This is a genomic window from Acidovorax sp. YS12, from assembly GCA_021496925.1.
In the GTDB taxonomy this organism is placed as follows: Bacteria; Pseudomonadota; Gammaproteobacteria; order Burkholderiales; family Burkholderiaceae_C; genus Paenacidovorax.
On the sequence record CP053915.1, the window covers coordinates 2,875,658 to 2,887,785 of the forward strand.

Consider the following 12,128-nt stretch of genomic DNA (forward strand, 5'->3'; position numbering starts at 1 on the left):
GAATTGGCAAGCGCTACCAGCTATTCTTTCGATAGCTTACAGCCCCGCGTCAGATTGCCTCGCTCTGCTTGAACACCAGCCGCCCGATGGGCACGCAGTCCGGCCCGGCGCAGGCCTTGCGCGGAAAGCGCGCCTGGTCCGGGTTGTCGGCCACGAGCCACCAGCCCGAGCCCTCGCGCTGCACGCGGCGCAGCAGCAGGTCGCCGTAGAAGTTGATGGCGAACACCTGCCCGTCGCGCAGCGCCGCGTCGGCGGTGTTGATGACCACCACGTCGCCCGTGTGCAGCGACGGCTCCATGCCCGCGCTGCGCACGCGCAGCGCCAGCAGCTGCCCAGGCACATAGCCGCGCCGCGCCAGCCAGTGCTTGTGCAGCGACAGCGGCGCGTCCTCGTCCGACTCGTCGGGCCAGACCGTGTAGCCGATGAGGCCCGGGCGCATGCGCAGTTCCACGGGATAGAGCTGGTACACGTCAGGCCCCGCGCCGAAGTCGTAGTCCGCCGCCGGCTCGTGCACGGCATGCGTGGCCGCGGGCGAGAACCACCCCTGCATGCCGCGCAGGCCCTCGATGCGGCGCACCGTCTTGTCCGAAATGGCACGGTTGCCCAGCAGCATCTGGCGCACGAACGCGCCGCCGCTGTAGCCCAGCAGGCGGCCGAATGAGGTCACGTTGCCTGCGCACAGCTTTTTCACGGCATCGGCCAGGCGAGCACGGCGCAACTCCTGAATCTGGCTCTCGTCCATCGAAGCAAGTTAGCATGCGATTTTCCCCCATTTGCTATCATCAATAGAAGCAATTGGTTTCATTTTTAACCCGTGCGGCCCGGCGCGTCCAGCAATGTCAACAAACGTCAGGACCCGCACGCCAGGGGTCAATTGATACCAAGTGCTACCGAAAATGGGTCATAAATCATTCGACAATGGCGCCCCCGATGCTCTCCCCCTCCGTCCTCCAAGAGAAGGATCCCCATGGGGAACTGCTCGTGCAGACCCTGGAGCAGGCCGCCGACGCGGTGGTCGTCATCGACGAGCACAACCGGGTGGTTTTCTTCAACCCCGCCGCCGAGCGCCTGTGGGGCTGGGCGCGCGCACAGGTGCTGGGCCATAACGTGAAGATGCTGGTGCCGCCGGAGATCGGCGAGGCGCACGACGACTACGTCAACGCCAACCGCGCCACGGGCATCAACCGCGTCGTGGGCGCCTCGCGCGAGGTGCCGGTGCAGCGGCGCGACGGCACGCGGCTGTGGGCCTCCATGTCCATCTCGCGCGTGGTGCTCGGGCCGCGCGTGCTCTACACCGCCTTCCTCAAGGACGTGACCGCGCAGCGCGCGCAGCAGCAGCACCTGCGCCAGCTCTCGCTGGTGGCCGACCGCAGCGGCAGCGCCATCGTCGTGACCGACGGCGACTTCCGCATCACCTACGTGAACGCGGGCTTCGCGCGGCTGCTCGGCTGCGGCCCCGAAGAAGCCCTGGGCTGCAGCCCCGCCGCCCTGCTGGGCGGCCCGCACACCGACCGCCGCACGCTCGAAGCCCTGCACGCCCGCGCCCTCGCCGGGCGGGAGCTGCAGACCCAGGTGCTGCTGTACACCCGCGCCGGGCGCCCGCTGTGGGTCTCCCTGATGATGAACCCGGTGCACGGTACGGCGGGCAGCCTGGAGCACGCCGTGTTCGTGCTCACCGACATCACGCACACCAAGATCCACGAAGTGCTGCAGCACAAGGTGCTGGACGCCATGGCGCACGGCGCGCCGCTGCGCGAAACGGCCGTGCTGCTGTGCGGCGAAATCGAGCGCATCGCGCCCGAAGTCACCGCCACGCTGCTGGAGGTGGACGCCGGCGGCCGCCTGCGCGTGCTCGCCGCGCCCAGCCTGCCGCCGGAGCTCCAGCGCCTGGCCGACGGCATGCCCGTGGGGCCTGGCGCCGGCTGCTGCGGCGCGGCGGCCGCCACCGGCCAGCCCGTGCTGTGCGCCGACATCGCCAGCGACCCGGGCTGGGCGGCAGCGCGCGAGGCCTTCACGCGCCACGGCCTGCGGGCCTGCTGGTCCAGCCCCGTGAAGGCGCGCGACGGCGCGGTGCTCGGCACCCTGGCCTTCCACTACCGCACGCCGCGCGGCCCGGACGCGCTGCACGAGCGCCTGGTGGAAGCCGGCCTGCACCTGTGCGCGCTGCTGCTGGAGCGCGAACGCGAACGCGTGCGCATCCACCAGCTCGCCTACTACGACGCCCTCACCGGCCTGGCCAACCGCAGCAAGCTGCGCATGCGCGCCGAGCGCCTGCTGCACGACGCGCAGCGCGCCCACCTGCCGCTGGCGCTGGTGTTCATCGACCTGGACCGCTTCAAGCAGGTCAACGACACCCAGGGCCACCCGGCCGGGGACGCGCTGCTGCGCGCCATGGCGGAGCGGCTGCAGGACAGCGCCCGCACCGGCGACGTGGTGGCGCGCATGGGCGGCGACGAGTTCGTGCTGGTGCTGCCGCAGTGCGACGCGCGCCAGGCCGCCATCGCCGCCGAGCGGCTGCTCGCCACCATCGCCCAGCCGGTGGAGGTGGATGGCGCCACGCTGCACCCCGGCGCCAGCATGGGCATCGCCATGTTCCCCGAGGACGGCGGCGACACCGACACCCTGCTGCGCTGCGCCGACCTGGCCATGTACCAGGCCAAGGCCGCCAACGGCCCGCGCTACCGCTTCTACCGCGCCGAGATGAACGCCCAGGCCCAGGAACGCTCGCGGCTGGAAGCCGACCTGCACACGGCGCTGCAATGCGGCGGCCTGGCCCTGCACTACCAGCCGCAGATGGACGGCGCCGCGCTGCGCGGCGTGGAGGCGCTGCTGCGCTGGACGCACCCGCAGCTCGGCGCCATCGCCCCCATGCGCCTGGTGGCGCTGGCCGAGGAATGCGGGCTGCTCGGCCCGCTCACCCAGTGGGTGCTCGGCGAAGCCTGCCGCCAGATGGCCGACTGGCGCGCGCGCGGCGTCACCGTGCCGCACGTGGCGGTCAACTTCCAGGCCGGCAGCTTCCTCGACCCCGGCCTGCCCGCCATGCTGGCGCGCACGCTGGCGCAGCACGGCCTGCAGCCGGCCGACCTGACGGTGGAGATCACCGAGACCGTCATGCTCGCGCCCGACCCCGCCGTGCTGGAAACGGCACGCGCCGTGCGCGCGCGCGGCATCTCGCTGTCGCTGGACGACTTCGGCACCGGCTACTCCAGCCTCGGCGCGCTGCACCGCCTGCCCATCAGCGAGCTCAAGCTCGACAAGAGCTTCGTGCAGGACATCGAAACCAATGCCACCGCGCGCGCTCTCACCATTGCCGTGCTGCACATCGCGCACGGCCTGGGCCTGCCCGTGGTGGCCGAAGGCGTGGAAACCCCGGCACAGCGGGAGTTCCTGCAGGCCCAGGGCTGCGCCGTGCACCAGGGCTACCTGTACACCCGCCCCCTGCCGCCCGAGGCGCTGGAGGCGTGGCTCACGGCGGCCTAGCGCGCGCCATGCCCATCCCTATCCCATCGTCAGGAATACGATAGAAATGCAACAGATTCTCAGAGACATCACCGTGCGGCGCATGGTCATGTATGTGCTCATGCTCATCAGCGCCCTGGTCGCGGTGCTGGCGTTCATCAGCACGCGCGGGCTGCAGCATGCCGAGCAGTCGCTGGAGCAGAACCACCTGCTGCTCACGGAAACCTCGGCACTCAACATCGCCAACGCCAAGATGCTGCAGGCGCAGCTGGCCCTGTCGCGCCAGCGCGAGTACACGGCCGCCGGCGACCAGGAGGCCGCCGCGGCGGAGGAGCGCAGCCTGGACGGCATCCTGTCCGTCGCACAGGAGCAGTTCGCGGTCTTCGCCCGCGCGGCGCAGCCGCACGCCCCGGGGCCCTTGCTGCAGGAGCTGCAGGCCAGCTTCAAGGCCATGGTGGACCAGGGCATCACGGCGCAGCGCAGGCTGCTCGCGGCGGGCGACATCGCACAGATCGCGCAGCACGTGCGCCAGGTGACCATACCGGCACGCCGCACGCTGGAGGACGCGGTGAACCGCTACGAAGCCTACGCCGCCGGGCACGAGAGCGCGCTGCTGCAAACCGCGCACGCCAACCGCCGCAACGCCTTCATCGGCACGGCGGCGGTGCTGGGCTTCTGCCTGCTGCTGATCGTGCTGGGCGACCGCTACGTGGTGCATTTCGTCAAGCGGCCGCTCGACGAGATCAAGGGCCACTTCCGCCGCATCGCCGAAGGCGACCTGACCCGGCCCATCGAGCTCTTCGGCCGCAACTGCGTGGGCCAGATCCTGCCCTACCTGCGCGACATGCAGGGCAGCCTGGGGGCCACCGTGGGCACGGTGCGCGAAGGCGTGGGGCAGATCGCCGGCGGCGCCTCGGAAATCGCCGCCGGCAACGCCGACCTGTCCTCGCGCACCGAACAGCAGGCCGCGTCGCTGGAGGAAACCGCCTCCAGCATGGAAGAGCTGGCCGCCACCGTGCGCAACAACGCCCACAGCGCCGCCCAGGCACGCGGCATGGCCGAGCAGGCCAGCGCCACCGCGCAGCGCGGCGGCGACGCCATGCAGCAGACCGTGGCCACCATGCGCCGCATCGCCGAGGGCTCGCGCCGCGTGGACGACATCACCACCGTCATCGACTCCATCGCCTTCCAGACCAACATCCTGGCGCTGAACGCCGCCGTGGAAGCCGCCCGCGCAGGGGAGCAGGGCAAGGGCTTCGCGGTGGTGGCCAGCGAGGTGCGCACGCTGGCGCAGCGCAGCGCCGCCGCGGCCAAGGAAATCAAGGACCTGATCGCCGACTCCAACGCCACGGTGGCCGAAGGCACGCGCCAGGTGGAAGCCGCGGGCGTCACCATGGACGGCATCCTGGACGCGGTGCACAAGCTCTCCTCCCTGGTCGGCGAGATCGCCACCGCCTCGCACGAGCAGGCGGCGGGCATCGAGCAGGTCAACCGCGCCATGGCGCAGATGGACCAGGTGACGCAGCAGAACGCCGCCCTGGTCGAGCAGGCCGCCGCCGCGGCGGGCTCGCTCGAATCCCAGGCCCAGCACCTGAACCAGGCCGTCGCCATCTTCCGCCTGAACGAAGGCGGCGCGGCGGCCCTGCCCCGGCAGCCCCACACCGCGGCGCCACGCCTGCCCGCATCGTCCCATCCCTAGCCCCAGACCCCGGCCATGCGCAACAACCAACCCATCACCCAGCGCGAGTACACCTTCCCGCTGGACGCCACGCTGCTGTCCGTCACCGACCCCGGCAGCCACATCAGCTACGCCAACGCGGCCTTCATCGAGGTCAGCGGCTTCGCGCCGCAGGACATCCTGGGCCAGCCGCACAACCTGGTGCGCCACCCCGACATGCCGCCCGAGGCCTTCGCCGACCTCTGGGCCACGATCAAGGAAGGCAAGTCGTGGACGGCACTGGTGAAGAACCGCCGCGCCGACGGCGACCACTACTGGGTGCGCGCCAACGTCACGCCCGTGGTGCGCAGCGGCCAGCTCGCCGGCTACATGTCGGTGCGCACGCAGCCCCAGCGCGCCGAAGTGGAGGCCGCCGAGCGCCTGTACGCCGACTTCCGCGCAGGGCGCGCACGCGGCCGGCGCTTCCGCCAGGGGCTGATCGTGCGCACCGGGCTGATGGCCTGGGCCTCGCTGCCGCAGACGCTGCCGCTGCACTGGCGCATCCACCTGGCCGGGTTCGCTCTGGCGCTGCTGGCCATGGCCGGCGCCTGGGGCCTGGGCATGCACGACGGCCAGTTCGCGCTATTCGCCGCCTGGACGCTGGCGGCCTACGCGCTGTCCTCGCTGTGGCTGTCCCGCCAAATCGCGCAGCCGCTGCGGCGCGTGCTGCACCAGGCACAGAACGTGGCGGCGGGCCAGATGCAGCAGGGCATGCACCTGGAGCGCATCGACGACATCGGCATGCTGATGCGCAGCGTGAACCAGGCCGGGCTGAACCTGCGCTCGCTGGTGGACGACGTGAGCGGCCAGATCGACGGGGTGCGCAGCGCCAGCGCCGAGATCGCGCAGGGCAACCACGACCTGAGCCAGCGCACCGAGCAGGCCACGGGCGAGCTGCAGCAGACGGCGGCGGCCGTGGAACAGATGTCCGCCGCCATCGGCCACAGCGCCGAGGCGGCGCGCCAGGCCAGCAGCATCGCCGCCGAGGCCACGGCCGCCGCGCACCAGGGCAGCGAGGTGACGCAGCAGGTGACGGCCACCATGCAGGACATCGCCACGGCCAGCCACCGCATCGGCGACATCACGGGCGTGATCGACTCGCTGGCGTTCCAGACCAACATCCTGGCGCTCAACGCCGCCGTCGAGGCGGCGCGCGCGGGCGAGCACGGGCGCGGCTTCGCCGTGGTGGCCGCCGAGGTGCGCAAGCTCGCGCAGCGCAGCGCCTCGTCGGCCGCCGAGATCAAGGCGCTGATCGCCGACAACATGGCCCAGGTGCAGGCCGGCAGCACGCTGGCGCGGCGCGGCGGCGAAGCCATGGCCGGCATCGTGGAGCAGACGGGCCGCGTGGAGCGCCTGATCGCCGAGATCAGCACCGCCACGGCCGAGCAGGCCAGCGGCATCCAGCAGGTGAGCGCCGCCGTGGGCCGCATCGACCAGATGACGCAGCAGAACGCCGCGCTGGCCGAGCAGTCCACCGCCGCGGCGCAGCAGCTGAGCCACAAGGCAGACCGGCTGGTGCAGGCCGTGGACGTGTTCCGCAGCTGACAGGAATAGGAATAAAAAAGGCCTTCAGCCCAGTGCCAGCAAGCGCGAGCAGCTATTTTTTCAGTAGCTGAGGCGGCGCTGCCACAGGCTCTGGCTCGGTCACGAAGCCGATGCGCTGCAGGCCCGCGGCGTGGGCCGCCCCCATGATGGCGGCCACGCGGCCATAGGGAACGGCAGCATCGGCGCGCAGCTGGATTTCCGTGTCGGGCCGCGCGGCCGCCACCTCGGCCAGCCGGGCCTCCAGGGCCTGCGGGGCCACCGGCCGGTCGTCGATGAACGCCTGGCCCGTGCGGTCCACCACGAGCGTGAGCGCCTGCACGGGCGCGCCCGGCGCGCCGCCCTGGGCGCGCGGCAGCTCCAGCTGGATGCTGCTGGCCAGCAGCGGCGCGGTGAGGATGAAGATCACCACCAGCACCAGCATCACGTCCACCAGCGGCGTGACGTTGATCTCGCTCATGGGCTGCGGCCCAGGGGTGCGCTCCAGCCGGCCGAAACTCATGCCCCCACGCTCCCCGCTGCGCGTGGTTCGCTGCCCCCCGAGGGGGCTGACCCGCCTTGGGGCGACCGGGCGGCGGGTCGCTCCATGCCGCTGCTGTCGGCCAGCAGCTCGTGCAGGTCGTGCGCGAAGCCTTCGAGGTCGGCCTCGATGCGCCCGGCGATGCGGCCATAGACGTTGTACGCCAGCACGGCGGGAATGGCCACGGCCAGCCCGGCGGCGGTCATGACCAGGGCCTCGCCCACCGGGCCGGCCACGCGCTCGATGGTGATCTGGCCCGCGCCCGCGATGGTCGCCAGCGCGTGGTAGATGCCCCACACGGTGCCCAGCAGCCCGACGAAAGGCGCCGTGGAGCCCACGGTGGCCAGCAGCACCTGGCCCCACTGCAGGCGCCCGAGCACGCCGTGCAGGGCATCGCGCAGCACGCGCGTGAGCTGCTGCGCGCGGCTGCCCTGCGCGGCCAGCGAGCCGGGCGGCGCACCCGCCGCCAGCGCATGGGCGGCGCCCGCCAGCGGCAGGATCAGGGATTCGCGGTCGAAGGGCTGCACGCGGCTGGCCGCATCGGCCAGGCTGGCGGCCTGCCAGAAGGCGGCGGTGGCGCGCGGCAGGTCGGCGCTGGCGCGGCGCAGCAGGCGCAGCTTCCACAGGATGACGACCCAGCTCGCCACCGACATGGCGAGCAGCAGCAGGGCCGTGACCTGGGTCACCGCATCGCCCTGGCGCCACCAGTGCAGCAAGTCCATGGCGCTCAGTCGTTCAGGCCAAGCACGTCGAACATGTCGAACAGGCCGGTGCGGTGCGCCGCCAGGAAGCGCACGGCGCGCAGGCTGCCCTGCGCATAGCCGGCGCGGCTGGAGGATTTGTGCGAAATTTCGATGCGCTCGCCCGTGCCCGCGAACAGCACCGTGTGGTCGCCCACGATGTCGCCGCCGCGGATGGTGGCGAAGCCGATGGTGGACGGGTCGCGCTCGCCCGTGACGCCTTCGCGGGCGTAGACGGCGCAGTCCTTGAGGTCGCGGCCCATGGCCTGGGCGATGACCTCGCCCATCTTCAGCGCGGTGCCCGAGGGGGCGTCCACCTTGTGGCGGTGGTGCGCCTCGATGACCTCGATGTCGTAGCCCGTGGACAGCGCCCGGGCCGCCATGTCGAGCAGCTTGAGCGTGACGTTCACGCCCACGCTCATGTTCGGCGCGAAGACGACGGCGGTCTTCTGCGCGGCAGCGGCGATGGCCTCTTTCTGCGCCGGCGTGAAGCCGGTGGTGCCGATGACGGCCTTGACGCCCAGTTGCGCGCACGCGGCCAGGTGCTCCAGCGTGCCCTCGGGGCGGGTGAAGTCGATCAGCACGTCGGCGTTGGCCAGGCCGGCGCGCACGTCCGCGGTGATGGGCACGCCGCTGGCCACGCCGAGGAAGGCCGTGGCGTCGGAGCCGATGGCGGGGCTGGAGGCGATGTCGAGCGCACCGGCCAGCACGCAGTCGTCGCTGGCGCGCACGGCCTCGATCAGCATGCGGCCCATACGGCCGGATGCGCCGGCGATGGCGACGCGAATGGCAGGTGCTGCGGACGGGGAAGTGGCGGTCATGGAAATCCTGGCAAATGGAGGGTGGCGCCCCGCAGCCGGCGCGCCAAGGGCGGGTCAGCGCGCGGAAGATTCCAGCGGCGGGTAGTGCCGGGGCGCGGCGTCGGCATCGGGTGCCGACGGGCTGGCGGACGGCGCGCGTTCGGGCGCGGGGTAGCGCTCCAGCTGCGCCTCGGTGGCTTCCAGCACGGGGGCCTTGCGCGGCACGGCGCGCGAACCCAGGGTGGCGACGAACTCAGCCTCGGTCGGCATCTCATCGCCCTCGGAGCGCACGAACTCGTCGCCCTCGAAGAACACGACGAGCTTGCGCGTCTGCACCTCCTCGCCCTGCTTCTTGAGCGTGAACACGTAGTCCCAGCGGTTGGCATGGAACAGGCTGGTGACCAGCGGCGTGCCAAGGAGGTCGCGCACCTGCTGGCGGCTCATGCCGGGCTGCAACGCCTGCACCTGCTCGCGCGAGACGAAGTTGCCCTGCACCACGGTGGCACGGTACGGCTTGAGGGTTTCGACCATCGCGCGCCCGGAAAGGTCGACGCTGCCGCAGGCGGTCATGGCAGCGCCAATGGACACAATCAGCGCCACGCGGGCGCTGCAACGGGCTGTGGCATGCATGGATAAGGCTATGAGGCTATGATCCGGCCCATTGTAGCGGCTGGTGCCGAATGCCCGGCCCGCGCTTTCCGGCGTATGCGAAAGACCTTGCCATGACGAATATCGACGAACTCAAAAGCACCGGACTCAAGGCCACACTGCCACGCCTGAAAATCCTCGAGATCTTCCAGAAGGGCGTGCAGCGCCACATGACGGCGGAAGACGTGTTCCGCACCCTGCTCGACGAACGCTCCGACATCGGCCTGGCCACCGTGTACCGGGTGTTGACGCAGTTCGAGCAGGCGGGCATCCTGCTGCGCAGCAACTTCGAGAGCGGCAAGGCCGTCTACGAACTGAACGAAGGCCAGCACCACGACCACTTCATCTGCACCGCCTGCGGAAAGGTCGAGGAGTTCTACGACCCCGAGATCGAGAAGCGCCAGCAGGCCATCGCGAAGTCCAAGGGCTGGGTGGTGCACGACCACGCCATGGCGCTGTACGGCCAGTGCGCGAGCTGCGCGGGCAAGGGCTGATCGGCGGCTAGAAGCCGCCGCTGTGCTCCATGGCGCGGCGGTGGCGCTCGACGAATTCCTGGTAGGTGTCGATGCCGCGCAGTTGCAGGATGGTGTTGCGCACCGCTGCCTCGACCAGCACGGCGATGTTGCGCCCCGCCACCACCTGGATGACCACCTTCAGCACCGGAATGCCCAGGACGTCCTGGGTCAGCGGCTCGTAGGGCAGGCGCTCATACTCGCGCTCCAGCGTTTCCTTGCGCACCAGGTGCACGATGAGGCGCAGGCGCATGCGGCGGCGCACGGCCGACTCGCCGAAGATGGCGCGGATGTCCAGCAGGCCGATGCCGCGCACTTCGAGCAGGTTCTGCAGCAGCTCGGGGCACTTGCCCTCGATGGTGTTCTGGTTGATGCGGTACAGGTCCACCGCATCGTCGGCCACGAGGCCGTTGCCGCGCGAGATCAGCTCCAGCCCCAGCTCGCTCTTGCCCAGGCCGGATTCGCCGGTGATGAGCACACCCAGGCCCAGAATGTCCATGAACACGCCGTGCATGGTCATGCGTTCGGCGAAATGCTTGGACAGGTAGGCGTGCAGCACGTCGATCACGAAGGCCGAGGGCTCGTGCGTGGCGAACATCGGAATCTGCGCGCGTTCGCACATGGACACCAGCTCGTCCGGTGCGGCCTGCCCGTCGGCCAGCACCAGCACCGGCGGCTCCAGGGTGACGATGCGTGAAACGCGGCGCTTGCAGTCCTCGGGGGTGGCGTTGCCCAGGTAGGCGATTTCACGCTCGCCGAGCACCTGCACGCGGTATGGGTGGATGTAGTTGAGGTGCCCCACGAGATCGGCGCCCGAGCGCGCGCTGCGGATCGCCACCTCGTCGAAACGGCGCTCCGAGGCGCTCAGCCCCGCGACCCACTCCCAGCGCAGCTGGCCGCGAAAGGCCTCGAACAGGACATCGGCGCTGACGACGTTGGGCTTCACGGCGGGCGGAGCGGGCTCAGGCCGCCTGGGTGGATTGCCAGCCGGCGATCATGCCGTGCAGCTCGGCCGCGTCGGTGCAGGCCTTGATCCGCTCGCGCAACGCGCCGTCGCTGAGCAGTTCGGCGATCTCGGAGAGGATCTCCAGGTGCTTCTGCGTCGCGGCCTCGGGCACGAGCAGGAAGATCAGCAGGTTCACCGGCTGCTCGTCGGGTGCGTCGAAGCCGATGGGACGCTCCAGCTGGAATACCGCCGCCATGGGGGACTTGAGCCCCTTGATGCGCCCATGCGGAATCGCCACGCCATGGCCCAGGCCCGTGGAACCCAGGCGCTCGCGCGCAAACAAACTGTCGGTGATCAGGGCGCGCGACAGGCCATGCTGGCTTTCAAACAGCAGCCCCGCTTCTTCAAAGGCACGTTTTTTGCTGGTGGCATCGACGCTCACGAGAACCTGAGCGGTCGGCAAGATGGAGGCAAGTCGGTTCATGGTGGTGTCGGTCATTATGCACACGGTGCTTGGAAACGCGCCGGGCTGGTTTCTGCGCGCCCGGTAGCCTCGCAATATTTTGTTGCAATGCAAAAATAGTGTAATGCGACTGTGGCCAGCGTCCCAAACGGGGGGCTATGGCAGGCAGCAAAAAAGCCGCCCCGGAAGGCGGCTTTCAGCGCCGGAACCTGCCCCGGCAGCGTGCGCTGCTCAGGCGTAGGCACGCTTGAGCGCATCGGCCTGGTGGTCCTGCAGCCGGTTCTTGTGGCGCACGACGATGCGGTCGAGCTTGTCCACCAGCTCGTCCACGGCGGCGTACAGGTCCGAGTGGGCACTCTCGGCGAACAGGTCGTTGCCCTTGACGCGCACATTGCACTCGGCGCGTTGCCGCTTTTCCTTCTCCTTTTGCTTCTCGACCGACAAAAGCACTTTCACGTCCACCACCTGGTCGAAGTGGCGGGTGATCCGATCCAGCTTGGTCATGACATAGCTACGCAAGGCGGGGGTGACTTCGAGGTGGTGACCGCTGATCGTCAAGTTCATGGATATGCCTCCTATGGCGCTCGGTTGAACACTGCGGCCCCGCTGCGCCGGGCCGCCCTGGGAACTTGTGGTTTCACTATGCGCCGGGCCCCTGCGGAAAGCAATCCGATTCCGCCCCGGCGCACCGGGTTATGGCGCGCCAGGTGCCAAAACGGTGCAAATCTGCGCACAATGGACAGGCTTTGGGGGGCTCTCCAGCCGGAGACCTAGAATCGCG

12 protein-coding genes are annotated in these 12,128 nt (G+C 70.2%); 4 read left to right on the plus strand and 8 right to left on the minus strand.

Annotated elements, in window-relative coordinates; all coding sequences use genetic code 11:
• Positions 1 to 49: 49 nt before the first annotated feature.
• Positions 50 to 742, minus strand: a complete 693-nt coding sequence (locus YS110_13060; GenBank protein ID UJB65612.1) for a S24 family peptidase — start codon at positions 740 to 742, stop codon at positions 50 to 52.
• Between the two features lie 176 nt (positions 743 to 918).
• On the opposite strand from YS110_13060, the gene YS110_13065 reads away from it, so the two are divergent.
• From YS110_13065 to YS110_13075, 3 genes are read left to right on the plus strand one after another with little or no spacing between them, the layout of a single operon-like run.
• Positions 919 to 3,480 carry an EAL domain-containing protein gene (locus YS110_13065; GenBank protein UJB65613.1) on the plus strand — a complete coding sequence of 854 codons (2,562 nt, stop codon included), beginning with the start codon at positions 919 to 921 and terminating at the stop codon, positions 3,478 to 3,480.
• A 46-nt stretch (positions 3,481 to 3,526) separates the two neighbouring features.
• Positions 3,527 to 5,158: a Tar ligand binding domain-containing protein gene (locus YS110_13070; GenBank protein ID UJB65614.1), complete on the plus strand. Its 1,632-nt coding sequence runs from the start codon at positions 3,527 to 3,529 to the stop codon at positions 5,156 to 5,158.
• A 15-nt stretch (positions 5,159 to 5,173) separates the two neighbouring features.
• Positions 5,174 to 6,721, plus strand: coding sequence for a PAS domain-containing protein (locus YS110_13075; protein ID UJB65615.1), 1,548 nt, complete (start codon positions 5,174 to 5,176; stop codon positions 6,719 to 6,721).
• Between the two features lie 52 nt (positions 6,722 to 6,773).
• Here YS110_13075 and YS110_13080 read toward each other — a convergent pair whose 3' ends face one another.
• From YS110_13080 to YS110_13095, 4 genes are read right to left on the minus strand one after another with little or no spacing between them, the layout of a single operon-like run.
• Entirely contained in the window at positions 6,774 to 7,220 is a 447-nt protein-coding gene (locus tag YS110_13080; GenBank protein ID UJB65616.1) for a biopolymer transporter ExbD, read from the minus strand.
• Positions 7,217 to 7,960: a MotA/TolQ/ExbB proton channel family protein gene (locus tag YS110_13085; GenBank protein UJB65617.1), complete on the minus strand. Its 744-nt coding sequence runs from the start codon at positions 7,958 to 7,960 to the stop codon at positions 7,217 to 7,219. The genes YS110_13080 and YS110_13085 overlap by 4 nt, the downstream gene beginning before the upstream one ends.
• Before the next feature lie 5 nt (positions 7,961 to 7,965).
• Positions 7,966 to 8,799, minus strand: a complete 834-nt coding sequence (dapB, locus tag YS110_13090) for a 4-hydroxy-tetrahydrodipicolinate reductase (protein ID UJB65618.1) — start codon at positions 8,797 to 8,799, stop codon at positions 7,966 to 7,968.
• Between the two features lie 54 nt (positions 8,800 to 8,853).
• On the minus strand, positions 8,854 to 9,408 hold the full coding sequence (locus YS110_13095) for an outer membrane protein assembly factor BamE (GenBank protein UJB65619.1): 555 nt from the start codon (positions 9,406 to 9,408) through the stop codon (positions 8,854 to 8,856).
• A 92-nt stretch (positions 9,409 to 9,500) separates the two neighbouring features.
• On the opposite strand from YS110_13095, the gene fur reads away from it, so the two are divergent.
• Positions 9,501 to 9,920 carry a ferric iron uptake transcriptional regulator gene (gene fur / locus YS110_13100; protein ID UJB65620.1) on the plus strand — a complete coding sequence of 140 codons (420 nt, stop codon included), beginning with the start codon at positions 9,501 to 9,503 and terminating at the stop codon, positions 9,918 to 9,920.
• A gap of 7 nt (positions 9,921 to 9,927) precedes the next feature.
• Here the strand turns inward: fur and YS110_13105 are convergent, their stop codons facing one another.
• The 3 genes from YS110_13105 to raiA all read right to left on the minus strand — a co-directional run bounded on the left by YS110_13105 (position 9,928) and on the right by raiA (position 11,911).
• Positions 9,928 to 10,884 carry an HPr kinase/phosphorylase gene (locus YS110_13105; protein ID UJB65621.1) on the minus strand — a complete coding sequence of 319 codons (957 nt, stop codon included), beginning with the start codon at positions 10,882 to 10,884 and terminating at the stop codon, positions 9,928 to 9,930.
• 16 nt (positions 10,885 to 10,900) lie between these two features.
• Entirely contained in the window at positions 10,901 to 11,368 is a 468-nt protein-coding gene (locus YS110_13110; GenBank protein ID UJB67448.1) for a PTS sugar transporter subunit IIA, read from the minus strand.
• 210 nt (positions 11,369 to 11,578) lie between these two features.
• The gene (gene raiA / locus YS110_13115) at positions 11,579 to 11,911 is read right to left on the minus strand and encodes a ribosome-associated translation inhibitor RaiA (GenBank protein ID UJB65622.1); all 333 of its coding nucleotides are present in this window, start codon (positions 11,909 to 11,911) and stop codon (positions 11,579 to 11,581) included.
• Positions 11,912 to 12,128: the final 217 nt, after the last annotated feature.

Bases quoted from the DNA above. Each gene is read 5' to 3' on its own strand.
- YS110_13095 (UJB65619.1), bottom strand. From the start codon at position 9,408: ATGCATGCCACAGCCCGTTGCAGCGCCCGCGTGGCGCTGATTGTGTCC.
- YS110_13080 (UJB65616.1), bottom strand. From the start codon at position 7,220: ATGAGTTTCGGCCGGCTGGAGCGCACCCCTGGGCCGCAGCCCATGAGC.
- fur (UJB65620.1), top strand. From the start codon at position 9,501: ATGACGAATATCGACGAACTCAAAAGCACCGGACTCAAGGCCACACTG.
- YS110_13060 (UJB65612.1), bottom strand. From the start codon at position 742: ATGGACGAGAGCCAGATTCAGGAGTTGCGCCGTGCTCGCCTGGCCGAT.
- YS110_13065 (UJB65613.1), top strand. From the start codon at position 919: ATGGCGCCCCCGATGCTCTCCCCCTCCGTCCTCCAAGAGAAGGATCCC.
- YS110_13070 (UJB65614.1), top strand. From the start codon at position 3,527: ATGCAACAGATTCTCAGAGACATCACCGTGCGGCGCATGGTCATGTAT.
- dapB (UJB65618.1), bottom strand. From the start codon at position 8,799: ATGACCGCCACTTCCCCGTCCGCAGCACCTGCCATTCGCGTCGCCATC.
- YS110_13085 (UJB65617.1), bottom strand. From the start codon at position 7,960: ATGGACTTGCTGCACTGGTGGCGCCAGGGCGATGCGGTGACCCAGGTC.
- raiA (UJB65622.1), bottom strand. From the start codon at position 11,911: ATGAACTTGACGATCAGCGGTCACCACCTCGAAGTCACCCCCGCCTTG.
- YS110_13075 (UJB65615.1), top strand. From the start codon at position 5,174: ATGCGCAACAACCAACCCATCACCCAGCGCGAGTACACCTTCCCGCTG.
- YS110_13110 (UJB67448.1), bottom strand. From the start codon at position 11,368: ATGAACCGACTTGCCTCCATCTTGCCGACCGCTCAGGTTCTCGTGAGC.